Source organism: Mangrovibacterium diazotrophicum (assembly GCF_003610535.1).
In the GTDB taxonomy this organism is placed as follows: domain Bacteria; phylum Bacteroidota; class Bacteroidia; order Bacteroidales; family Prolixibacteraceae; genus Mangrovibacterium; species Mangrovibacterium diazotrophicum.
Genome location: NZ_RAPN01000002.1, coordinates 58,117 through 80,773, shown reverse-complemented (window position 1 = coordinate 80,773; position 22,657 = coordinate 58,117). Strand labels below are relative to the sequence as shown.

The following is a 22,657-nucleotide window of genomic DNA, read 5'->3' as shown; positions in this document are numbered from 1 at the left end:
TTTATGATAAAGATATTTTGAAAAAGGTGGCCTTATGGTCACCTTTTTTTTGTTTCAAATTGCTTACTTTAGATGGTCAAAAATTGTGTGCAATGAAACGAAGAACAAAACTATCTGCTTTAACTGGCTGTCTGCTTGTCGCAGCGGCTTTATTTCTACATTCATGCCAATCGGTTCCGTTAACCGGAAGAAGCCAGCTCAGTTTAATCCCGGAGTCGGACATGGTTTCGATGAGTTTAACTAATTATGATGAGTTTCTGAAAGAAAACAAGCTTTCAACTAACAAGCAACAAACCGAGATGGTCAAACGCGTTGGCGCTAAAATGGCTGCCGCCGTTGAAAAGTATCTTAGAGATAACGGTTTTGGGAGTTATGTCGAAAATTTCAAATGGGAGTTCAACCTGGTGGATAGCGATGTGCCGAATGCCTGGTGTATGCCGGGTGGCAAAGTCGTCGTTTATACGGGCATTTTACCTTACACCCAGGATGAAAGTGGTCTTGCTGTAGTGATGGGGCACGAAATCGCTCACGCGGTTGCACGGCACGGTAACGAGAGGATGAGCCACGCAATGCTGGTGCAAATGGGAGGGGTGGCCTTGTCGACTGCCGTTCAGGAAAAACCGGAAGAAACCAAAGCTTTGTACAATATGGCCTACGGAGCGACTACCCAGGTGGGAGTGATGTTGCCCTTCTCGCGCAAGCACGAATATGAAGCGGATCAAATGGGTTTGATCTTCATGGCAATTGCAGGATACGATCCGCGTTCGGCTGTGGCTTTTTGGCAACGCATGTCGGCTAACAGCGGTGGAACCCCGGAATGGCTCAGTACTCACCCGGTTGATCAGAACCGAATTGCCGCTTTAGAGAAGCAGATGCCGGAGGCGCTGAAGTACTATTCAGGCCAGTAAACTGAACATTTGTCTGCTTAATCGGATGGCAACTGTTTATTAACAGTTTTTTATAATTTTCAGAATATTTGTTTACTTTTGAAGATAAACTTGTGACTAACCTAAAACGAAAATGATGGAAGGCTTTGATAAGAATGATGAATTGAACGAAGAAATGGATGGTAAATTTAAGCAGGAGATCTATTCAAAAGCTGTACGTGCCGGTAAAAGAACTTATTTCTTCGATGTAAAATCGACCCGAAAAGACGAATATTATCTGACAATTACTGAAAGCAAAAAACGCTACGAACAAGACGGTAAGTTTCACTTTGAAAAACATAAAATTTTCCTTTACAAAGAAGATTTCGAGAAATTTGCGGATGGTTTGAACGAGGTTGTGGATTTCATTGTAAACCAGCAGCCATATGACGAAACCAGCGAGCGTGAATATTACAGAGAAGAAGAGGTTGTAGAGGAAAAGCCTAAAATGGCAGTGATTGATGTTGAAGACGAATTGGAATTAGAAGACGAAGAATTGGTAAAAGATTATACCAATGTTGAATTTGAAGATTTGAATAACTGATTTAATACCAAAACATTATTTGAAGCTGTCTGAGAAGACAGCTTTTTTTTATGCCTTTAGAATTGGCGAATTGACTACAATGTTTCGTAAAACTACAGGCAGTTGGAAAAGTGTCTTGTTTAAAATAATTTTTTACAGATTCTTATTCTGTTTGTAGTAAAAGTTCGGTAACTTGTATAGAAATCAGAAAAATTACATTCTGACAGATATTTCCCAACAGGCAGGGTAGTCCGCCAAATTCCTTAGAGAAATGAAATACAGGACTAAATCACCTGCTGCTGATCGTCCGAAGAGAGGCGAATCCGAAAAAATACACTGGAAACACAAACTGGTTATCGAATAGTTTTGAAGCAGGATATTCAAAGCTTTCCGGAAAGCACGGCAAGGATGTTTATCGTTCGTTGCAGACTAAATTTTGCCATTTGTAACTGTTAAATTTTGGATTTATGCGATTCAAGGGAAGACGACAAAGTTCGAATGTTGAAGATCGCCGAGGGATGAGCGGCGGACGAAAAATAGGAATAGGCGGAGGAATTGGTGCAGTTGTTTTTGCGCTTATCGTCATGTTTTTGGGAGGAGATCCCAATGAGGTTCTGAATGTGATGCCCAGCGAACAAGGCAACACAGCAGCCGACTTGGATTACCAGGGGAGTGCCTCTGAAGAAGAGGTGAAAGAATTTATCAGTGTCGTTTTAGCCGATACGGAAGATGTTTGGCATGCCTTATTTGAGAATATGGGAATGGAATACCGCGAGCCTACACTGGTATTGTTTAGCAGCCGCGTAGAGTCTGCATGCGGCATTACCGGCGCGGCCACCGGACCATTTTACTGTCCCAATGACGAACGGGTCTACATCGATCTGAGTTTTCTGGATCAGTTGCAGCGTCAGCTCGGGGCTGAAGGAGATTTTGCCGTCGCTTATATTCTCGCTCACGAAGTTGGACATCATGTGCAAAAACTTCTCGGGACGCTCGATCAGGTTCATGCGTTGAGAGGGCGCGTTTCGGAGACGGCTTATAATGCCCAGAATGTCAATCTGGAGCTTCAGGCTGATTTCCTCGCCGGGGTCTGGGCTCACCATGCGCAACGAACAAAAAGCATCATGGAAGAGGGTGATCTGGAGGAAGCGCTAAATGCCGCGCAGGCTGTTGGCGATGACCGAATCCAGCAGCAGACACAGGGCTATGTTGTTCCCGATTCTTTCACACACGGCACCTCTGAACAACGGCTGTTTTGGTTTAAAAAGGGTTTTACAACCGGTAAGCTCGACGAGGGTAATACGTTTGATTCCGAGGCTTTTTGAATTCGAGGCTAATTTGAAAATTGATGAGTTGATCGATAAACTTCTTGGTGGAATTGGAGAAAATTCTGGTGTTAGTTTTATCATTTAAATTATTAATTATGGCACGAAAAATTAATGACATTGAAGGAATTGGACCAGTTTATGGCGAAAAATTAGCAGCGGTTGACATCTCAACAGTTGAAGGCCTGTTGGAAGCAGGAGCAACTAAATCGGGAAGAAAACAGTTGGCTGACGAATCCGGAATCGAAGAATGGAGAATCCTCGACTGGGTTAATATGGCCGATTTGTTCCGAATTACCGGAGTTGCATCTCAATTTGCCGAATTATTGAAAGCAGCCGGTGTTCAAACGGTAAAAGAATTGCGCACCCGTAATGCTGAAAATCTTTATGAGAAGCTTGTCGAAGTTCAGGCTGAGAAGAACATTACCCGGGCTGTTCCCGCTTTAAGCCAGGTGGCCGACTACATTGAACAGGCAAAAGATCTAGAACCTTTAGTTACCTATTAAACGAGTTTGTTGGCTGTCTGAAAAGCGATTTTGCCAAGCGATTAAAAAGTCTTCATTGTATGGAACTAATTGCTTTGCGCCTTTTCAGACAGCTTATTTTCGTACCTATCCAGATTCGATATTTTCCGGGGTACTAATCTCTGATAGGTTTCGGGAAGGCGTATTGACGATAAAAAGGCTGAACTTTCGTCCAGCCTTCGATATCGGTTGTTATTTTTTCCAGTCTACTGATTTTATCCAGTCAACCACGAACTTCGCATTTTCGTACGGAATGTCCGGCAGGAATCCGTGTCCCAGGTTGAAGATCCATTTCGGATGCTTCTGGAAGAACGGAATATAAGCCTTCAGGTGGGCTTTGATTTCCTCCTGAGTTCCGTAAAGGTACCGGGGATCCAGGTTGCCTTGTAACCCAACTTCGGGATGTACCATGGCACGAGCATCTTCCATCGACAATTGCCAGTCGATGCTGACAAAATCAGCCAACTCGGGCGTCACATATTTCAAGCCAGTAGCGATTCCTTTCGGGAAGAAGATAAACGGGGTACCCGTCTCGCGAACCGCACGGCTGATCTTTTTCACAGCAGGCATAAACAGCTCGTTGTATAGTTCAACCGGAACCAGGTTGGCATGCGTTTCGAACAATTGGAAAGCTTCTACACCATGTTCGATCTGCTTTTTTGCATAAAAGGCCGAAAGATCTGCAATGGCGTCGATCAGCTTCTTTGCTTCTGCTTTGTGTTGAAACAAGAACTTAATGGCATCCGGGAAATTCGGGTTGGAGCTAATACCTTGCACCATGTAGCACAAGGTAGTCAGCGGCGCGCCGCAAAAACCAATCAGCGGAATGTTGGCTGGTCGCTGAGCGATAATTTCCTCGATATTTTTGTAAATATATTCCAGTTTCTCCGGCACAGGAGCCAGGTGATCGGCTGGATTGGTCAAGCCTTTCAGTGGTTTGTTGAACACCGGCCCGTGATCGGTAAACTCCAAATCCATTCCCATGGCATTCGGAATAACCAGGATGTCGGAAAACAAAATGGCAGCATCAACACCCAGATCATAAATGGGCATCAAAGTCACCTCGGCGGCCAACTTCGGATCTTCCATCAATTCGTGAAAGGTGTAGTCTTCCTTCAGCTTATTGTAATTGGGCAGAACTCGGCCCGCCTGGCGCATGAACCAAACTGGCGGACGCTCTGTCTCTTGTCCCTTTAGCTTCTTTAAAAAGATTGAATCTTGCATGTTTATTGGTTGTTTAGAGGCTTTTCATGGCGCTATCGGCTGCTTCAATCATGTAGTCGAGGTCCGCATCGGTATGCGCGTCGCAAACAAAGAAACACTCGTATTGCGAAGGTCCCAGGTAGATGCCTGCTTCCAGCGATTTCTTGAAGAATTGCGCATAACGAGGCGCGTTTGATTTCATGGCCTGATCAAATGATTTCACTTCTTTTTCTTCGGTAAAGAACATGGTCATCATTGAGCCGATTCGGTTGATCACACCCGGGATGCTGTTGCTTTCCAGTGCAGCTTTCAAACCGGCTTCAACTTTAGCTCCTTTGCGTTCCAATTCTTCATAAATAGAAGGATTGTTGTTCAAGGTGCTGAGCATTACAGTTCCGGCAGTCATCGCCAGCGGGTTGCCCGAAAGCGTTCCTGCCTGGTAAACCGGTCCATTTGGCGCCAATAGATCCATAATTTCTTTGCGGCCACCATAAGCGCCAACCGGAAGTCCTCCACCGATGATTTTACCCAGCGTGGTCAGGTCGGGCATGATGCCGAAGCGCTTTTGAGCACCACCTGCCGACAAACGGAAACCAGTGATTACCTCATCGAAAATCAACAAAGCACCGTATTGTTCGGTGATGGCACGAACGCCTTTTAAGAACTCCACATCCGGAAGTACACAGCCCATGTTGCCGGCAACCGGTTCCAGAATTACGGCAGCGATTTCTTCGCCGCGTGCATCAAAAAGCTCTTTTACTGATTCCAGGTTGTTGTATTCAGCCGTCAGCGTATTTTGGGCTGAAGCTTTGGTAACACCGGGGCTATCCGGCAATCCTAAAGTGATTGCTCCGGAGCCTGCTTTAATCAGGAAGGCGTCGGCATGCCCGTGGTAACAGCCGGCAAATTTCACAACCAAGTCGCGTTTTGTGTATCCGCGAGCGAGACGCAGGGCGCTCATTGTTGCTTCTGTGCCTGAGTTTACCATTCGAACTTTGTCCACTGATGGCATCATCTCGGTAATCAGCTTGGCCATTTCAGTTTCAATCAGGGTAGGGGCACCATAGCTGGTTCCCAGTTCGGCAGCTTTCTGCACTGCTTCAACAATCGCCGGATTAGCGTGACCTAAAATCAGCGGTCCCCATGAGGATACGAAGTCAATATATTTGTTGCCGTCGATGTCCCAAACGTTGGCACCTTTGGCTTTTGCGATAAATAGTGGATCGGCCTGTACACTTTTAAAGGCCCGAACCGGTGAGTTCACCCCACCGGGTATTAGTTCCTGGGCTTCCTTGAAAGCCGCTATGCTTTTGGAGTAGTTCATTCGATTTGACTTTTGTGCAACCTTACACTCGGTTGCCTTTTTTCAATTCACTTAAAACAAATTCTTTGGCGTGGTAGGTGATAATCACATCGGCACCGGCGCGTTTCAACGAAGTCAGAATCTCCTTGATCAGGCGTTCCTCGTCAATCCAGCCATTGGCTGCAGCTGCTTTCACCATTGAAAATTCACCGCTCACGTTGTAGGCAACCAACGGCATGTTGAATGTCGTTTTTACGCGTTGGATGACGTCCATATAGCTCAATGCCGGTTTTACCATCACCATATCCGCACCCTCAATAATATCCTGCTCTACTTCGCGCAGGGCTTCGTCGCTGTTCGCCGGGTCCATTTGATAGGTGCTGCGGTCGCCGAACTTTGGAGCGCTCTCGGCAGCATCGCGGAACGGGCCATAGAAGCCGGAAGCATATTTAGCTGAATAGGCCATGATTGGCGTATTTTGGAACCCATTTTCATCCAAAGCTGCACGGATGGCACCAATACGGCCGTCCATCATATCCGATGGGGCAATAATATCGGCACCGGATTTAGCCAGTGTAACCGATTGAGCAGCCAAAGTGTGCACGGTGCTGTCGTTGTCCACATCGCCGTCGATAATGGTACCGCAGTGGCCATGAGTGGTGTATTCGCAGTTACAAACGTCAGCCACAATGAGAATATTCGGCAGCACTTCTTTTAACGCGCGAATGGCTTTCGGTACAATAGCATCGTGATGACAAGCCACGTGGCCGGTTTCGTCTTTTTCTGCAGGAATACCGAAAAGCAAAATCTTATCGACGCCAGTTGTTTCAACTAAATCCTGAACTTCTTTTACCAAAAGGTCGATTGAAAGTTGAAAATTACCCGGCATGGACTTAATGGGATTGCTTACATTCTCGCCCGGGCAAACAAAATAAGGCATAATCAGATCGTCGCGATTTACTTCAGTCTCGCGAACCATATTGCGGATAGAGGCTGATTTACGAAGTCTCCGTAAGCGTGTAACAGGATAACTCATAATCTAAATATTTTGATGTTGTAAGTATTCAATTGTTGTTTCTGCCAGTCCTTTGTAACTCGAATCTTTTGCCGTTGTCAGCGGCTCAATTCCGAGGTTCCGACAGGCGGCAGTGGTTGTTTTGCCAATGCTGATGACGCGCCATTGGCTGATTTTTTCGCGAAACGCAAGGTACAAATTTTTTATGGCAGAGGGGCTGCTGATAATCATCAGATCATAGCTCTCAGATTCGATTAATTCCACACATTCCGGATCGAAATGATCCGGAGCAACTGTCTGGTAAATGTTGATACGATCAACAGAATTGGTGGCTTGCAATTCCTGCTGGATAGTGTCCGGAGCCAGTTCTCCGAGAACCAATAAAACCGACTCACCGGGGTGAATCACGTCCTTTAGTTCTTTCGCGAAATCGGCACCGGTTCGGCCGGTTCCCGTATAGTTCGCGTTCAGGCTGAAGTTATTCAACTCGCTCCCGGTTGCTTCACCCAAAACGGCAACTTTGTTATTTGCTGCCGGTTGGTATTGATTGAAGAAGCTGCTAATGCCGTTCTTGCTGGTAAAAACAAGCCAATTGTAATCCGAAAGTTGCTTTGGTAACTGGCAGGTGAGGGGCCGAATTTCGATTGCAGGCATGAAAAGTACTTTGGCCCCGGCTTTTTCGAGCTGAACGGAAAATTCGTCCGGTTCGGGTTGGGGATAAGTACAGATGATTAGTTTGCCATGAATCTTATTGTCGGTTTGTCGGTCTGCCATTGTCGCTATTCTGTGCGAATCTGATCGAGAATTTCTTTTCCACCTTCAGCCAGAATTGCCTCAGCCAATTCGATTGCTTTTTCGGAGCCTTCGTCAATCGGGCACGAAACCGTTTTTTTGATCACCTGTTTTCCATCGATCGAAGCGACCAATCCGGTTAAGGTTAGTTGGTTTTTTGCAACTTCTGAATAGCAGGCTACCGGAACCTGACAACCGCCTTCCAGCGTGCGCAGCAACCAGCGTTCGGCCATGGTTGTATTCCATGTTTGTTCGTCGGAAATAGCGTCGATGATACGTTGAATGCGTTCATCTTCATCGCGAATTTCGATAGCTACGGCTCCCTGGCTAACAGCAGGTAGCACGACCGTTGGATCCAGCAGTTCGGTAATATAACCTTCGTATCCCAAACGGATGATTCCGGCACCGGCCATCAACAAAGCTTCGCAGTGGCCGTCGTTCATTTTGTTAAGTCGGGTATCCACATTTCCGCGGATATCAACGATATTCAGGTTGGAGTTGTAGGCCAACAACTGCGCTTTACGGCGCAAGCTTGAAGTAGCGATCCGGTCGTTGGCAGTCATTTCGCTCAGTTTGCGGCCGTCTTTCGAGATGAAAACATCACGAACTTCGCCACGAGGAAGCATGCCTCCGATGCACAAACCTTCGGGCAATTCAGTCGGAAGGTCCTTCAAACTGTGAACAGCCAAATCAACATCACCGTTGATCAGAGCTGTTTCAATTTCTTTGGTAAATAAACCTTTGTCGCCAATCTTGGACAACGACACATCCAGAATGATGTCGCCTTTGGTTTTGATGATGACGATTTCAACGTTTAAGTCGGGAAAAGCAGTCGAAATTGCTGCTTTAACAGTATTGGCCTGCCACAGGGCCAGTTTGCTACCCCGTGTGCCTATTTTGATTGTGTTATTGCTCATTGATTTGGGAAAAGAGGTCGTTGACAACTTTGATGTACTCCGTTTGACGGCCGTTGTCGCTGATCGTTTTCAGATTTTTAATCATCGAGTTGATTAATTTCTCCGTAATGTGTTTGCCGTATTTCTCCATTTGCTGGTAATCTTCATCCGAGTGAAACTTCTTGAAAAGCTCCAGTTCAGTTGTGTTCACCATATTCATTGAGGCAATGATTTGTTGAATGGCCGGCGACAGATTTCTGCTATTCAGCCAATCTGAGAATTCGCCTACTTTTTCGGCAATAATTTCTTCGGCTACGGAAACCAAAGCTTGCTTTTTCTCTTGGTTGCCGGAAACAACTTCTTCGAGGTCGTCAACATTAACCAATGCAATTCCCGGAATATCGGCTACATCGTGATGGATGTTACGTGGTACGCCCAAGTCGATCATCATCACCAATGGATGACCATTCAGGTGTGGTTTTACCGTTGCTGCATTGAAAATTGGCTCTTTGGTTGCGATGGAACTAACAATGATTTCAGCCTCGTGAATGCCTTCCATCATTTGATTGTAAGGAAGTGTTTTACCACTGTAGCGTTTCGCAAGTTCCTCGGCTTTTGTGATGGTACGGTTGGTCACCGTAATATTTTTACAGCCTTTCTTGTACAGGTTTTTAATCACCAATTCCCCGGTTTCTCCGGCACCGATCAACAAAATGTTTTTGTCTTTCAGGTTTTTGAACTGGTTGTTACATTTCTCAACCGCTGCATAACTCACCGAAAAAGCACCGGTGCTCATTTTAGTGTTCGAACGTACCAGTTTGCCTGTTTCCAAAGCTTTGTGAAACAAGCGGGTCAGCACTTTGCCAACGGTCCCGTTTTGCTCAGCCTGGTTAAAAGCTTCTTTGATTTGCGATACGATTTGGTATTCACCTAAAACCATTGACTCGAGGCTTGATACAACCCGGAATAAATGATTGACGGCTTTGTCGTGCGCATAGCGATAGAAATGTTTGTTCAGTTCATCGTCAACGCCCACATGCTTGTGCAAAAAGCTGATGATGATATTAAAAGCTCCCGAAGAGCAGCATTCATCGGCTTTGAAATATAATTCAGTTCTGTTACAGGTCGATAAGATGACCAGTTCCTGAATATATTTGTTATGGCAAATCAGCTTGGCTAATTTGGCACTATCGTCCTGATTGAGTGCAAACTTTTCGCGAATATTTACAGGTGCCGACTTGTGGCTTAATCCAATAATTCCAATCATGGTGGAGATAAAAGTTAAACTTTAGGTTGATTTAGTTAGTTAGCAGCGATTAAACCATGAATGGTGGAGATAAACCAAAATATCGGGTGCAGAAATTGGATCTGTAATGCGGTTGTATCTCGGAAAATACTTTAAAGGCGTTTATTTCCGGCTTTTCGGGCGAACACTCCAGGATCAAAGCAGACTGATCGTCTGTTTTTTCTTTTGCGAATTTTTCGAAGGAGTTGTATGCCGAGAAGTGAAAATTTACAGGGTCAATGTTCGTAGTTGTGGCAGCATTCATTTCTACCTTGAGCACATTGGCTTCAGCTTTCTCAGGCGACAGCTTTTCCATCACCTCGGCGTTGGCCCCGAAGGTGAAAACAAGCATTACGCCCATCAAAAGGATGTAAGGTATAATCGATCCTGCTAGTCCTACAAAAAACATCTCTTTATGATTTTGAAACAAAGTTAACAATCCGTGTCAAAGTTGTTATATCAATACACTTGTAAAAAGTTGATAGATATCAATATTAACGTTGATTATACCCTTTCTTCCCTGTAAATTCTGATTTGCTATGGGTAAAACAATATAAGCCCGGATAGGTTTCCCCAAATGCGATTTTTTTAGAAAAACAGCCGATTTTATTCGTTATAAATGAAAAATCCCCGACAAGCGGGGATTGATATCGTCTGTCTATCAGGGTAAAAAGCTTAATAACGTATCGCCTCTCAAACCTCTCCGTAATGTTTCCAACGGTATAACTTCGTTCTCGGCGATGTTCCCCAAATTTACATTGGGACCCAAAAGCTTGATGAACCAAACTTGCTGGTTTTTCAAAGGTGCTTCCCATAGGATCTTGTCCGGATCAATGTGGTTGCGGATATCCAAAACCAGTTCGCTGTTGGCTGAACCATCGTCGTTGTAAATTCCCATGTTTCCGCTTTCGCGGGCTTCGGCAATTACTTTCCACGCACCGGCTCCCAGTTCCGATAACATCCAGCTCACCCATTCTTCGTTTGTGATTTCTTTGCCTTTCAATTTCGTTCCAACTTCAGAAAGTACGACGAAGTCTTTCGCGAGATCAGCAATATATTCACATTTTTTTCCATGTTCAATGGGCAACACACCGTCTGAAACTTCAGCCGTTTCGACACCTGCATCAGCGATGAACCGTTTGTAATCGTCCAGCATGTCGCGGGCAATAAACGCTTCGAACAATGTCCCGCCGAAGTAGGGACGAAGACCGGCTTGTTGATAGATTTTTATTTTTTCTTTTACGTTCGGAGTCAATAAACCTGTACCAAATCCTAATTTAACAAGGTCTGTGTATTCCGCACAAACTTCACAGAAGTTTTCTGCTTCCCGGAGAGATAATCCTTTGTCCATCATCATTGTAAGACCTGACTGTCTCGGTCTCTCAGGTCTTTCAGGGACAAACGGCAAATTGAAATTCATTTTTTATAATTTGGTTGATTCGTGTTTTTTAATCAATTTTTTAATGGATTCATTTTGAAGCGCTTCCGGATAATAATCAAACAAAATCCGGTAGTTGTTGAAATCAACCTCCAAGGCTTTTTCAAAGTAGCCCGTAGCGGATAATTCATCGTTATTTTCCAGCAAGTAAGCCGTTAACCGGTAGTTAATGGCCGGGTCGTCGGAAATAATTTTGGATGCTTTTTTCAGAATTTCAATTGAACTGTTCAATTTACCGCGGTCGTATTCCAATTCGGCAAATGAGATCCAGCCATCAGCGTTGTCAGGGTCCAAACCCGTTGCCTTTTTAAAGGCTGTTTCGGCCTGATCAAATTTATCCAACTCATGATTGATTTTTCCATACATCAACCAGAAATCCGGATTTTCATCATCCAGTTTAAGCGCTTTCTTCAAAAATACCAATGCTTCTGAAAGTTTACCTTCCATCCACATAATTAGTCCGGAACCATACCACGCGTTCGAATTATTTTTATTTAAACGAATTGCTTTGCGATAATTACTCAAAGCTTCGCTGTATTGTTCCAGGTTCAAATAACTTTCACCCAAATAACAGTAGGCATCATCATTCTCTTTGTCTCGCTCCAGGTATTCTTCGTAACAGCCGATCGCTTCTTCGTAACGATTGGCGTTCGACAGCGCATTTGCTTTGTTGAAATACGCCTGGTCAAAGTCTTCCTGAAGCGCAATCGAGTAATCGTAGGCGTCAACAGCTTTGTCGTGCTCTCCGATCCGATTAAACGTGATCCCCAAATTGTACCAAACGGATGCATTGAAGGGATCGAGATCCAGGTATTTGTTATAAAACTCAATACTCTTCGTAAAATCCTGAACGCGATCGTAATAATACCCTAACTCGTATAAAACCAACTCGTTTTGAGCGTTATTTTCGAAAGCACGTTCCAAAAATGAAATCGCTTTGTCAACTTCGCCGGCTTGGCCCAATGTTACACCAATGTTGTACATCAGGTCATCATTGTCGTCGGAGTTGTATTCAACAGCCATTTCATAGGCAGCGATCGCTTCTTCGACCATGCCGAGCATGATTAAAGCTGATCCTTTCACCAGGTAAACATCCGGGTTTGTATCTTCGATTGCTTCAGCAAACTGAATTAGTTCGAGACACTCTTCCGACTTACCGTCGACCAGCAATATTTGAGCTTTCTTGATTTTAAGAGCTACTGATGAAGGGTGAATTTGAAGTCCGCATTCGACTGCAAGCAGTGCTTTTTTTATCTTTCCTTCATCCAGGTAATAATCAACAATCCCTTCAAATTCAAACACATCAAAGTATTCGAATCGGTTTTCTTTAATCATTTTCCGGAATCGGGTGACAGCCTCTACGATCTCTTCGTTATCTAAATAATCCCTTGCGTCTTCGTCCATAAAAAGAAAATTGCAGGTGCAAATTTACAAATAGTTTTGAATTCCTATCCTTCCGGTTGATGCTCTTTTCGTAAAAGGTCGTTAACAGTCTTAACCGGATTGAAGGTTTGGATTGAAACTTCCACAAATAGCGTGTTCCAATCAGCCATGGCTCCGTTCCATAGACCGGGCAATTCCTGTGCTTTTAGTTCTTTACCGTTTTGCGATTTTTTGGAAATAAATCCAGTTGCCGGATCTACAAATTCGGACAGATCAAATTTTTCTCCTTTGTAATTTTTGAATGCGCACACCAAATCAACGGGGTTGAAGTGGGTGGCCGAGTCGACTAACTGTTTTTGCTCCGGATTGTCGAAATCAATCTGCGAGCTTTCCACTACCTGTAGCGAAACCGAATCATCGCTGTTTTTAGCCCAGAACGGTCCCCCGCCTGGTTCTCCCTCGTTACGGACCATACCACAGATCCGGATCGGGCGGTTAAATTTGTTTTTCAGGTAATAGTAGAGTTCTTCTTTCTCGGTGTAATATTGAGGAGACGGTGGTTGCACGTTCAGTACGTTTTCCAGGAAACTCGCCGCTTCTGAAAAGAAAATACTGTCGAGCGCATAATAATGATGCGTGTCGAAAATTTCCTGGTAGCTGAATATTTTCTTTTGCAGATTCAGCAACAAACCACCCAGTGCTTTTTTGTATTTAACGGTTTCCGGCTTCATGTAGTCGGGAACCACGTTGTCAATATTTTTAATAAATACGATGTCGGCATCCAATTCTCCAAGGTTTGCCAGCAACGCGCCGTGGCCACCGGGACGGAACAGCAGTGTGCCGTCGTCGTTGCGGAAAGGCGAATTGTCCGGGCTAACTGCAATCGTGTCAGTCGATGGTTTTTGCTGACTGAACGAGATGGAATAGCTGGCATCGAATTCTTTTTCGTATTTGGCCTGAATTTCGGCCAAATGTTCTTCGAATTTTGGTTGGTGTTCGGGAGAAACCGTGAAATGAATAGCAATGTTACCGTCGTTTTTCTTGGCGTACAATGCACCTTCAACGCAGTGCTCTTCGAACGAAGTGCGGTTGCCATCGGTGTAATTGTGAAATTTAAGTAAACCTTTCGGTAAATTGCCGTAATTCAGTCCGGTTTCGGTTAAAACCAAGGTCAAAACTTCTACCGCAGGGAGCTCTTCGGGTGCTTTTCCTGCTATTTTTTTCAGGTCTTCGTAGAATGCAAATTTCGTCAGATTGTCGAAAAAATACTGGATATCCTTCTTGCTTTTTACTTCAGATTCGGGAACACCAGCTTCCAGATCGTCCTTGGCTGAATACAGCGACTTGAACATGCGACTGGCTGCTCCGGAGGCCGGAACAAACTTCAGAATTGACGCACCTGCGGCTGTACTATCCTCGAAATGCTTAACGTTTTCGACTGTTTCGGCGTCAGATAATTGAATGATTCCATCGCCGACTGTAGCTGGTTTTATAACTTGTAAAAATGGAAAACCACTAATGAAGTTTTCGATTTGTTGTTTGACTGTTAAAGTATTACTGCCTCTTTTCTCAATATCTGCGTGATCTTTTTCAGTAAACATATTTTCTTGTTTTGGAGTTAGTATAAAGTTAAACAAATAGAATTCACAAAAACGGGGCTGTTCGGGCGGAGTGGGCTGAAAGTTTTCAACATTTGTTGATAAGCTATCTGCGCACAAAGCCACTTTGAAAGGCAAATTGCATTCATTTTTTGTTTCAATCCCGGTTCTAAAGTCCTGAAGATTATTGTTATTTTTGCCCCCTTTCAAACAGCAAAAAACAAGCCATGCAATTTCCCTGGAAACACAATCGCCGTTACAATGATTTTCCGACCTACTTTAAATCGAAATTCAACGAGCGGGTTCAGAAGGTATCGGTTGATGCAGGTTTTACCTGCCCGAACCGCGATGGACGAAAAGCATTGAACGGGTGTTCCTATTGTAACAACAAAACCTTCAAACCGGATTACTGCAAACTCGAAAAAAGTATTACAGAGCAGTTAAATCAGGGAATCGAGTTCTTTGCGAAGAAATACCAGTCGATGCAATTCCTGGCCTATTTTCAGGCTTACTCGAATACTTATGCTGATGTTACTGTACTGAAGGAGCGTTATGAAGAAGCGCTTGCCGTGGAAAAGGTAATTGGCCTAGTGATTGGAACGCGTCCGGATTGTGTAACTCCGGAAGTGCTTGATTATTTGCAGGAACTGTCGCAAAAGTATTACGTGATGGTTGAGTTTGGTGTAGAGTCGGTGAAGGATGAAACACTGGAGCGGATCAATCGCGGGCACGATTTTGCAGCGGCCCAATGGGCTATTAACGAAACTGCCCGCCGGGGGATCCATAATTGCGCGCATTTGATTTTGGGCCTGCCGGGTGAAAACCGTTCCGATTTTCTGGAACAAGCGCGGGAGATTTCGAAACTACCGGTTGAAAATCTGAAATTACACCAATTACAGATTCATCGCGGAACGCGAATGGCGGTTGAATATGCGAATCGGCCGGAAGATTTTGAACTGTTTACAGTAGACGAATACATCGATTTGGTGGTGGATTACCTGGAACTGCTGAATCCGAATATCATCCTTGAGCGTTTCATCAGCCAGGCTCCGAAGGATTTGCTCATCGCTCCCAAATGGGGATTGAAAAACTTCGAATTTGTAGCGAAACTCGAAAAGCGGCTTGCAGAAAGGGATACCTGGCAAGGTCAATTGTATGAAAGTCAAAAGTAGAAAGTCGAAAGATTGCGAACTACTTGCTTCATCTAAATCCGCTGAAAATATCCGTTTACATTGCTATCTTTGCGCCGCAGACCGTTCTATCGCTGTCCCGATCTTGTGTTGGGATTGAGGAAAGTCCGGGCAACGCAGGGCGCCATGCTTCCTAACGGGAAGACGGGTGAAAGCTTGTTTCAGCGTAACAGAAAATAACCGTCCCGATCTCGTATCGGGATAAGGGTGAAAAGGTGAGGTAAGAGCTCACCGGTTCCGGAGGCGACTTCGGAAGCCGTACGCATCATGGGTTGCAAGACCAAATATATCACGGTTGGCATTATGCCGGCAGGGTTGCCCGCCCTGTTCTGTCCTTTGGGGCAGTCTCGAACTTGTTCGGGAGTCGTGAGGGGTAGGTTGCTAGATCGTAACAGCAATGTTGCGGCCAGATAAATGATAGAAGCTCAGCTTCGGTTGAGTACAGAACCCGGCTTACAGGTCTGCATTTTTTTAGAATACAATTTTGAAAAATATAGTTGGGGTGAAAGGAACGGCATTGGTATAAACTTTCACCGAGTTGTACTCGGGCGACAAGTTAATGCTTCGCAGGAAGTTGTAAGAAAGGTTCTCCCGGTCAAAGACATTCAAGACAGAAACCCCCAACTCACTTTGAGTTTTGCTCCAGTTTAGCTTGTAGGTCAATGCAACGTCCAGCCGTTGATAATCCGTTTTAGCATTTCCATCAGAGAAAGCATCTTTTATCAATTCCAATCCGGAACCATAAACAAAATCGGTTGAGAAATAGAAACGTCGGTAATTGAGTAGCGCTGCCAGTTTTACCTCATGTCGCTGGTCATGCATAGCCGGTTCCCATTCAGGAAGAGGCATGCCGGCCGGAGCCAAACGTTCCAGAGCCTTGCTCCATGTATAGCTGGCCCAAAGTGCTTGTTTGCCAAAGTCTTTCCGGACATAGGTGTTAATGCCATAAGCTTTCGCACCTCCCAGGTAGGTGATATAAGTCGGATTAACGCCCGGTGTTGGCAGTGGCTCTTGCTCGTAAATCAAGCGGCTCAAATTTTTGGTTCGCTTAAAATATCCTTCAGCATTGATGGTCAGGTTATTTTTGTAATAGTTTAGACCGGCGAAATATTGGGTCGAATTCAGCACCGGGGTCGATTCGTCGCCGGTGACCCAAAAGTAGGTGTAATTGTTATCGCGGTCCACGTGAGCCAATTTATACATAAACTGGTGATAACGGCCCCAGGCAGCATTGAACTTCAGGTTGTCTGTCAATTTATACTGAAGACTGACTCGTGGCTCATTGTATAATTTATGGGTCGTGTTACTTAGGTTGAATCGCATCCCAATATCAACCTTCAGCTTTTCGCCAACCGGCAAGTGCTCCTGCACAAAAGCGAAATAATGCGTGTTGTGGTAGCGCTGTTTGTTGTTGAAAGTCAGTGTGTCTCCGTAGTTGTTAATGTTGACAAGACTGGCGCGGTTGGCATAAAAGCCGACACCGAATTTCAGTTCTTTCCCGTTTTTTTGTGTTAATCTGTTCTCGTTTCTCAGGCTGTATTCGCCGGCCGAGTTCGAGTATTCCATGTCATCCTGGCTGTCCACGTTGGTGGAATCGCCAGGCCGACCAACGATCGATTGAAAGGCTTCGCGCGAATAGTCGGAGGTTGAAAACGTAAATTGGGAGTTCAGAGCTTTGCTCCAATTCTTGCTGTAAAAGGTTGAAAAACCATTTTGTGAATTTCGTTCGCGATCCGATAAATCAACCTGGTAGGAATTATCACCCGTTTGGGATTGTGAATTCAGATCTTTACTGGTATTCAGCCGGTACTTATCTCCACCCAAATAAAAGCTAAAAGCGAGCTGGTCGTTGTCACTTAAGTTGATGGTGTACTTGGTGTTGAAGTCGCGATAACGGTAATTGTCGGGGTAGACATTGATGCTGTTCTCGCCGCTCTTGAAACTACTTTTGTCGTCTTCAACTTTTGATTTTGAATGCGTTGGCGCATAAATGTTAAAGTTGTCCGAGTTGTAGAGGTTGTAGTAGGTTTGACGATAAGCAACCACGAAAGAGGACTTTTTAAACAACGGAATTTCCGCCATCCCGTTCAGCGTAGTTGTATTCACGTTAAAACTGAATGTTGGCTTCTGGAGGTTCCCGTTTTTGCCCGTTATCTGAACCAGTCCACCAACACGACTACCGTACTGTGCTTGAAATCCTCCCTGGTAAATCTCGATGTTTTTAACCAAAAAAGGGTTGACAATGCTGATATTGTTGTTGTAGTTTTTCAGCCCAAACAGGGTGAATCCGTCAAAGGTAATCAAGCTTTGTCCCTCGGGGCTTCCCGAAATCTGCAAATCGGCATTTTGCTCGTTCGAAGCCTGGATCCCCGGCATTAATCGCAGCAGGTTGAAAATTGAGTTGTCTCCCTGTCCGGGGAGAAAACGGGCAATGTTATGATTGATTTTCATATTACCTGCAGCTGCTCCAATTTGTGTTGAATGGTCTATCAGGTTGTTTTCGACCTTTATTTCGGGCAAGGGAAGAACCGACGGTTTTAGCATAAACTTCTGATTAATACCAGCGTATAGCACCGTGTCGTACACAAAATACCCCAGGTGAGATATTTGCACATGAAACGAACTGTCGGCAGAGGCTATAAAATTAAACGAACCGGTTACGTCGGCAACCAGTTGTTTTTTGTTGATGATAATGTTCGAATAGGAGAGTGGCTCCCACGTTCCGCTCTCCAATATCTGACCGGAAATATACACTTCCTGCTGCCCGGGCGGATCTTCTTCAATTTTTAGGGGAATGATAATAAAGACGTCGCCGGATTTTTTCAGTTTGAAGGGCAAATCTTTCAGCAAATACTCAAGCGTCTCTTCGTGACTTTGGAATGTTTGGTTGACAGTGACTTTATACCGGGCCAATTGGTTTTCGGTGTAGGATAACTGGAATCCGTAATTGTCGCGTAACTGGTGTAAAACCATGTTCAGTGGCTTGTCTTTTACATCCAGTTTCACAGACGTTACAGGTTGCGCGAATCCTGATAGAGCCTGCATGAATAAAACTATCCAAAGGGCTTTCCTGATCATTCCAAATCCGGGCTGATAATATAAACATCGGCTGATTTCTTCTCAAACTTCAAGCCTGCTGCGGGGCAAACAAAGCTGAGTACGTCTTCAATTTTCGAAGCGCGGTTAAAATTACCGGTGTACAACTGGTGAACCGGTGCTTCCATTTCAATTGTCACTGCATATTGCCGTTCAATTTCTTTAAACACTTGGCGAAGCGGCATTGCTGTAAACAGGAAGATATTGTTTTTCCAGGAGATTTCAGAGGTAACATCGATCTCTTTACTCACCTGTATTTGGCCATCAGCTAAAATCTCGGCCTGGGTGTTTGGAAGAATCACAACTTTATTGTCGGGTGAATTGCCAACACGCACTTTCCCGGTTACACAAGTTACGCGGTAAATTTCTTCGCGACTATAAATATTGAAGCTGGTTCCCAAAACCTGGGTTGTACCTCTTCTCGACTGAACCGCAAAGTTTTTGCCCTTTTGAACACTGAAAAATCCTTCACCCTCAAATTTCAGTTTGCGTTCGAACGGCCACCAAAACGGGTAATAGGTCAGGCTCGATTCGGCGTTCATTTCCACCGATGAACCATCGGGCAACATCGCCGTTTGGTGTGTTCCGGCCGGAACGCTTACGTTGGTTGAATAGAACCGCATGAATGACACCAGGCCTGCCACCAATAAAATTCCGGCAGCCACCGCCCATATCTTTTGAACCGGTAAACGACGTACTAATGGTCGCTCAGCGATTTTTCGAAGCAGTTCGGTTCGGATGGTTTCTTCATTTTTAGTCCAAATGAATGTACCTCCCGATAGGAAGTATCTGCTGTGTCTGTCAACTTGTTCGTGGTTGCTATGATTTTGATTTTTATTCACTTCTCTGATTTATAAGTCATGCAAAAAAACAATCTGGCAATCCAAAGTACGATGTGCGTAACTTTGTCTTTTAAATGCGTTTTCAAATGATCGAGAGCCAAGCTCATGCGCTTTTCAATCGCTTTTACGCTTAGTCCCAACTGATCCGCAATTTCTTTGTACTTCAATTCTTCAATTCGGCTCATCAGGAAGACTTCCCGTTGCTTTTCAGGCATTGTTTTCAGGGCATTCTCGTAAGCCAACTTCAAATCGTGAAAATTTAGCTGGTCTTCCGGAGTTAACCCATCTTCATTGATTTGGTACGTTTCGAAGAAATTGAACGCCTTTTTTTCCTTGTGATAGCGGTTGATGTACAAATCGCGCGCAATTTTTATCAGCAGGTTCTTGGCGGTCTTTTGTTCGATCAGCATTTGTTTTTCCCAAATCCGCATAAACGTATCCTGTGCAATGTCGGTCGCTATTTCTTCGTTGCCGGAGCGATACAAAATGTATTTACGTACATCGCCAAAGTACAAATCGAAAAGCCTTGTAAATTCTTCCCGTGTCAAATTCGTCTATTTTGCATGTTCGGTGTCAAATATAACTGAAATTCGCTGAAAGAATTGATCCTTGGCTATTGGTTTTGTTTTGGCTAATTCAAATTCTTCTTTTGGTGTTTGATTTTTTTGAGTAAAAGTTTTTCCATATGCTTTTTTATTGAATATCCCACTTTCCTGATTCTTACCCTACCTGTATTGATTGATTTTGTTACGAAAAGAGGACGACAAATACATGCCATCCTCAATTTCTCACACTTTAACTAACGGCCTCCGCCGCCACCGCCACTTGAACCACTACTGGATCCAACGGAGGTGACTGATCCGGAAACTGTAAAACTTGAATATTGTGTTCCCCCGGAGTATGTTCCCCCGGTATAAAGTCCATCTGTTTCGCTTCCCCCTGAATAAGATCCGCCACTGTATATATAGTAGGTTGTTCCTTTGGTGAGGTCGCTCGATGAATAAAGTACCGAGCTGTACGTTTTGGCTGGCTGAAATGTGACTAAGCTATTGCCGCTGGCATCTTGTATGTTGAAAAGTGTACTCGACGACTTGGACGAACTGAATCGCACCAAGACCGAGTTTTGGGTTGACGAGCTGGATGCCCCTTGTGTCATACTCGAGTTAGGACCAGCGATTAAAATCAATCCTCCATTCAGGCTAAATGTACCGTTATAATCTAACCCAACTTCGACTGAAGAGGAAGGGCCATTTACGATTACTGTTCCTCCAGTCGAGGTAATACTACCGTTGCTGTCCAATCCGTCGCCTGTTGAACTAATATACAGGTAGCCACCAGTGATACTCAATAAACTTCCGTCGTTGGATTCGCCACCGTTGCCTTTGGAGGCATTCAAACCATCATCAGATGAAGTGACATAAGTGGTGCCTCCGTTCATGTTGATGTAAGGGCCTTCAATGCCTTCGTACGATTTGGTGATGGTGATTTCGCCACCGTTTACATTGACTGTGTTGTCGGTATGAATACCGTCGTCGCCGGATGAAATGGCTATTGTCCCGTCATTAATCGTAATCAGTGAGGCGGAATGAATGGCATCGTCAGCAGAGTTGATCGTAAAGTCTCCGCTTTCGATGATGATATTCAGATCCGATTTCAAGCCTTTGGCTGAAACAGAACTGCTGATTGTTTTACTGCTTCCGCCTCCGGTCGTCAGGTTGAATGTACCGTCGGCAATGAGCAGGTCTGTCGTCGCTTGCATGCCGTCGTTAGCCGCGGTTATGGTGATGGTTCCGCTTTCAATTGAAATATATCCTTTCGCGTCATCTTCATCGTTGTCCGATTTAAACCCGTCACCTCCTGAAGTTACGTTGATGGTCCCGCTTTCGATGATCAGGTAATCTTTTCCGCGAATACCATCATCAACCGAGTTGACACTGATGTTACCGCTGGCAATGATCAGCCCGTCTTTACTGGTGATCCCGTCGTTGTAATTCGCGTCGACAACAAGAGCTCCTTCGCCTGAAATGGATAAGTCGCTTTTGCTGTAAAGCGCCGCGTTGGGCTCGTCTTCGTCCGAACTGGAATACGAGTAGCTTGATCCGTCTGTCAAGTAGTTGGTTGTTCCCGATGGTAAAATGACGATTGCTTTTTCAGCGCTTTTCACGAAAATAGGAGCGCTGTTGGAACAGGTGATATTCACAGCGTTCAAAACCAATTTTACCGCGTCTTCGTCTTCTGTGTCAACGATAATCTTCCCGTTGTCGAGCGTTCCGCTAACCAAATAGGTTCCGGCGGCAGTTACTGTCGCGGTTGTTCCGCTGGCGGATGCACCGTCACCGCTTACAGTGATTGATGTTTCGTTCAGGATAATTGCTGTTACGGTATCTCCTTCCCAAACATAGTCCGAAGCTTCTTCGTGGTCTTCAGCGTTGCCGGTTTCGGCATCTACAATTGTTGTTTCGTCATCATCGTCGTCTGAGTCGTCACCATCGTATTTTTTGCACGATAGCGCGGTCATCAGTCCAATGGACAAACTCAGAATTAATAGTTTGTGGTTTACTTTCATAAAGTGTGTTGTTGGGTTATTCATTTTCTTCTTTCTTATTTTTCTTCTTGCCCAATTTCAGAGTGTACTCAAGCCCGATGATCGTACGATCGACGGGATTTTTTACATTGATCTCGTTGTCGTATTGCGCATACAGTTCCAGCTTGTTCCGCTTGTTGAACTTGTAAGCGCCGGTCAGTTTGTAGCGAATACCATCAAATTTATTTCCGTCCGGGTTATTCAACTGGTAGTAGCTTTCAACCGAGAAAGCCGGCGTAAATTTTGATTTCGGAATGTTGTATTCAACCTCGAGGCGGTTTCGCCAGCGGGTTTTCGGATTCATTTTATAGTCCCGTTCGCTTTCGTCTTTGAAGGTCATTTGCAGACGTTCGCGGAGGCTAAATTTAAAGCGGTTCCATTTCAGGTCGCCGGTAGTTTGAAAGTTCAAACGGTGCCGGGGTTGTATGTCGTCATATTCCGTATCGTTGTAAAGAATAAACTGATAGCTCGTTCCAAACTTCAGGTGTTTGAAAGGTGAATAGTCAATTCCCAGCGATGTGTAGGATCCGTAAAAATCGCTTGCAGCGTCAGTTGTTCGGAGTTCTTCACCCACCGAAAAAGTCCAGTCTTTGATTTCTTTTTCCAGTTGGAAGCCAAACCAGGCTCCAAAATCTTCCGTTTGGGCATTTGCGTGTTTGGTTGGCAATGCATACGCAGTTAATAGCAAAATTGCTGTCAATAGTCTCTTCATAGTCACTCTGTCGTTCAATTAA

Annotated in this window: 20 protein-coding genes and 1 other RNA gene; 6 read left to right on the top strand and 15 right to left on the bottom strand. The window is 44.7% G+C overall.

Translation table 11 applies throughout. From position 1 onward, the window contains the following. The first annotated feature begins 92 nt into the window (after window positions 1–92). The 4 genes from BC643_RS16575 to BC643_RS16560 all read left to right on the top strand — a co-directional run bounded on the left by BC643_RS16575 (window position 93) and on the right by BC643_RS16560 (window position 3,280). The gene (locus tag BC643_RS16575) at window positions 93–908 is read left to right on the top strand and encodes a M48 family metallopeptidase (protein WP_120274393.1); all 816 of its coding nucleotides are present in this window, start codon (window positions 93–95) and stop codon (window positions 906–908) included. Between the two features lie 112 nt (window positions 909–1,020). Beyond that, window positions 1,021–1,470 carry a DUF3276 family protein gene (locus BC643_RS16570; RefSeq protein WP_245995008.1) on the top strand — a complete coding sequence of 150 codons (450 nt, stop codon included), beginning with the start codon at window positions 1,021–1,023 and terminating at the stop codon, window positions 1,468–1,470. 446 nt (window positions 1,471–1,916) lie between these two features. Continuing rightward, window positions 1,917–2,774 carry a KPN_02809 family neutral zinc metallopeptidase gene (ypfJ, locus tag BC643_RS16565; RefSeq protein ID WP_120274392.1) on the top strand — a complete coding sequence of 286 codons (858 nt, stop codon included), beginning with the start codon at window positions 1,917–1,919 and terminating at the stop codon, window positions 2,772–2,774. 98 nt (window positions 2,775–2,872) lie between these two features. Beyond that, window positions 2,873–3,280: a DUF4332 domain-containing protein gene (locus tag BC643_RS16560; protein WP_120274689.1), complete on the top strand. Its 408-nt coding sequence runs from the start codon at window positions 2,873–2,875 to the stop codon at window positions 3,278–3,280. Between the two features lie 210 nt (window positions 3,281–3,490). On the opposite strand, the gene hemE is transcribed toward BC643_RS16560, so the two are convergent. The 10 genes from hemE to BC643_RS16510 form a co-directional block, all read right to left on the bottom strand. Continuing rightward, entirely contained in the window at window positions 3,491–4,522 is a 1,032-nt protein-coding gene (hemE, locus tag BC643_RS16555; protein ID WP_120274391.1) for a uroporphyrinogen decarboxylase, read from the bottom strand. A 13-nt stretch (window positions 4,523–4,535) separates the two neighbouring features. Further along, window positions 4,536–5,825, bottom strand: coding sequence for a glutamate-1-semialdehyde 2,1-aminomutase (gene hemL, locus BC643_RS16550; RefSeq protein WP_120274390.1), 1,290 nt, complete (start codon window positions 5,823–5,825; stop codon window positions 4,536–4,538). 22 nt (window positions 5,826–5,847) lie between these two features. Then, window positions 5,848–6,840 carry a porphobilinogen synthase gene (gene hemB, locus BC643_RS16545; protein WP_120274389.1) on the bottom strand — a complete coding sequence of 331 codons (993 nt, stop codon included), beginning with the start codon at window positions 6,838–6,840 and terminating at the stop codon, window positions 5,848–5,850. 3 nt (window positions 6,841–6,843) lie between these two features. Then, window positions 6,844–7,593, bottom strand: coding sequence for a uroporphyrinogen-III synthase (locus BC643_RS16540; RefSeq protein ID WP_120274388.1), 750 nt, complete (start codon window positions 7,591–7,593; stop codon window positions 6,844–6,846). 5 nt (window positions 7,594–7,598) lie between these two features. Further along, window positions 7,599–8,528, bottom strand: a complete 930-nt coding sequence (gene hemC / locus BC643_RS16535; RefSeq protein WP_120274387.1) for a hydroxymethylbilane synthase — start codon at window positions 8,526–8,528, stop codon at window positions 7,599–7,601. Further along, window positions 8,518–9,774: a glutamyl-tRNA reductase gene (gene hemA / locus BC643_RS16530; RefSeq protein WP_120274386.1), complete on the bottom strand. Its 1,257-nt coding sequence runs from the start codon at window positions 9,772–9,774 to the stop codon at window positions 8,518–8,520. The genes hemC and hemA overlap by 11 nt, the downstream gene beginning before the upstream one ends. A 49-nt stretch (window positions 9,775–9,823) precedes the next feature. Further along, window positions 9,824–10,201, bottom strand: coding sequence for a hypothetical protein (locus tag BC643_RS16525; protein WP_120274385.1), 378 nt, complete (start codon window positions 10,199–10,201; stop codon window positions 9,824–9,826). Window positions 10,202–10,453: 252 nt separating this feature from the next. Continuing rightward, window positions 10,454–11,212: a phosphosulfolactate synthase gene (locus tag BC643_RS16520; protein WP_120274384.1), complete on the bottom strand. Its 759-nt coding sequence runs from the start codon at window positions 11,210–11,212 to the stop codon at window positions 10,454–10,456. A gap of 3 nt (window positions 11,213–11,215) precedes the next feature. Beyond that, window positions 11,216–12,634, bottom strand: coding sequence for a tetratricopeptide repeat protein (locus BC643_RS16515; RefSeq protein ID WP_120274383.1), 1,419 nt, complete (start codon window positions 12,632–12,634; stop codon window positions 11,216–11,218). Window positions 12,635–12,678: 44 nt separating this feature from the next. Continuing rightward, the gene (locus BC643_RS16510) at window positions 12,679–14,214 is read right to left on the bottom strand and encodes a DUF4301 family protein (protein ID WP_120274688.1); all 1,536 of its coding nucleotides are present in this window, start codon (window positions 14,212–14,214) and stop codon (window positions 12,679–12,681) included. Window positions 14,215–14,438: 224 nt separating this feature from the next. On the opposite strand from BC643_RS16510, the gene BC643_RS16505 reads away from it, so the two are divergent. Together BC643_RS16505 and rnpB are read left to right on the top strand one after the other, a co-directional pair. Next, a complete protein-coding gene (locus BC643_RS16505) occupies window positions 14,439–15,383 on the top strand; it encodes a TIGR01212 family radical SAM protein (RefSeq protein ID WP_120274382.1) in 945 nt (314 codons plus the stop codon). A gap of 73 nt (window positions 15,384–15,456) precedes the next feature. Then, window positions 15,457–15,873, top strand: an RNA gene (gene rnpB / locus BC643_RS16500) — RNase P RNA component class A. On the opposite strand, the gene BC643_RS16495 is transcribed toward rnpB, so the two are convergent. The 5 genes from BC643_RS16495 to BC643_RS16475 form a co-directional block, all read right to left on the bottom strand. Beyond that, on the bottom strand, window positions 15,873–18,446 hold the full coding sequence (locus BC643_RS16495; RefSeq protein WP_170154591.1) for a TonB-dependent receptor: 2,574 nt from the start codon (window positions 18,444–18,446) through the stop codon (window positions 15,873–15,875). The two genes, rnpB and BC643_RS16495, sit on opposite strands and share 1 nt — an antisense overlap. Window positions 18,447–18,475: 29 nt before the next feature. Beyond that, the gene (locus tag BC643_RS16490) at window positions 18,476–19,339 is read right to left on the bottom strand and encodes a FecR family protein (protein ID WP_120274380.1); all 864 of its coding nucleotides are present in this window, start codon (window positions 19,337–19,339) and stop codon (window positions 18,476–18,478) included. Beyond that, window positions 19,336–19,887: an RNA polymerase sigma factor gene (locus BC643_RS16485; protein WP_120274379.1), complete on the bottom strand. Its 552-nt coding sequence runs from the start codon at window positions 19,885–19,887 to the stop codon at window positions 19,336–19,338. Before BC643_RS16485 ends, BC643_RS16490 begins: the two co-directional genes overlap by 4 nt. Window positions 19,888–20,138: 251 nt before the next feature. Beyond that, window positions 20,139–21,905, bottom strand: coding sequence for a carbohydrate-binding domain-containing protein (locus BC643_RS16480; RefSeq protein WP_170154590.1), 1,767 nt, complete (start codon window positions 21,903–21,905; stop codon window positions 20,139–20,141). Window positions 21,906–21,921: 16 nt separating this feature from the next. Continuing rightward, on the bottom strand, window positions 21,922–22,635 hold the full coding sequence (locus BC643_RS16475) for a DUF2490 domain-containing protein (protein ID WP_120274377.1): 714 nt from the start codon (window positions 22,633–22,635) through the stop codon (window positions 21,922–21,924). Between the last annotated feature and the right edge of the window lie 22 nt (window positions 22,636–22,657).

What these genes read in the sequence shown, in the direction of transcription:
- BC643_RS16575 (WP_120274393.1), top strand. Translation starts at nt 93, where the DNA reads ATGAAACGAAGAACAAAACTATCTGCTTTAACTGGCTGTCTGCTTGTC.
- BC643_RS16570 (WP_245995008.1), top strand. Translation starts at nt 1,021, where the DNA reads ATGATGGAAGGCTTTGATAAGAATGATGAATTGAACGAAGAAATGGAT.
- ypfJ (WP_120274392.1), top strand. Translation starts at nt 1,917, where the DNA reads ATGCGATTCAAGGGAAGACGACAAAGTTCGAATGTTGAAGATCGCCGA.
- BC643_RS16560 (WP_120274689.1), top strand. Translation starts at nt 2,873, where the DNA reads ATGGCACGAAAAATTAATGACATTGAAGGAATTGGACCAGTTTATGGC.
- hemE (WP_120274391.1), bottom strand. Translation starts at nt 4,522, where the DNA reads ATGCAAGATTCAATCTTTTTAAAGAAGCTAAAGGGACAAGAGACAGAG.
- hemL (WP_120274390.1), bottom strand. Translation starts at nt 5,825, where the DNA reads ATGAACTACTCCAAAAGCATAGCGGCTTTCAAGGAAGCCCAGGAACTA.
- hemB (WP_120274389.1), bottom strand. Translation starts at nt 6,840, where the DNA reads ATGAGTTATCCTGTTACACGCTTACGGAGACTTCGTAAATCAGCCTCT.
- BC643_RS16540 (WP_120274388.1), bottom strand. Translation starts at nt 7,593, where the DNA reads ATGGCAGACCGACAAACCGACAATAAGATTCATGGCAAACTAATCATC.
- hemC (WP_120274387.1), bottom strand. Translation starts at nt 8,528, where the DNA reads ATGAGCAATAACACAATCAAAATAGGCACACGGGGTAGCAAACTGGCC.
- hemA (WP_120274386.1), bottom strand. Translation starts at nt 9,774, where the DNA reads ATGATTGGAATTATTGGATTAAGCCACAAGTCGGCACCTGTAAATATT.
- BC643_RS16525 (WP_120274385.1), bottom strand. Translation starts at nt 10,201, where the DNA reads ATGTTTTTTGTAGGACTAGCAGGATCGATTATACCTTACATCCTTTTG.
- BC643_RS16520 (WP_120274384.1), bottom strand. Translation starts at nt 11,212, where the DNA reads ATGAATTTCAATTTGCCGTTTGTCCCTGAAAGACCTGAGAGACCGAGA.
- BC643_RS16515 (WP_120274383.1), bottom strand. Translation starts at nt 12,634, where the DNA reads ATGGACGAAGACGCAAGGGATTATTTAGATAACGAAGAGATCGTAGAG.
- BC643_RS16510 (WP_120274688.1), bottom strand. Translation starts at nt 14,214, where the DNA reads ATGTTTACTGAAAAAGATCACGCAGATATTGAGAAAAGAGGCAGTAAT.
- BC643_RS16505 (WP_120274382.1), top strand. Translation starts at nt 14,439, where the DNA reads ATGCAATTTCCCTGGAAACACAATCGCCGTTACAATGATTTTCCGACC.
- BC643_RS16495 (WP_170154591.1), bottom strand. Translation starts at nt 18,446, where the DNA reads ATGCAGGCTCTATCAGGATTCGCGCAACCTGTAACGTCTGTGAAACTG.
- BC643_RS16480 (WP_170154590.1), bottom strand. Translation starts at nt 21,905, where the DNA reads ATGAAAGTAAACCACAAACTATTAATTCTGAGTTTGTCCATTGGACTG.
- BC643_RS16475 (WP_120274377.1), bottom strand. Translation starts at nt 22,635, where the DNA reads ATGAAGAGACTATTGACAGCAATTTTGCTATTAACTGCGTATGCATTG.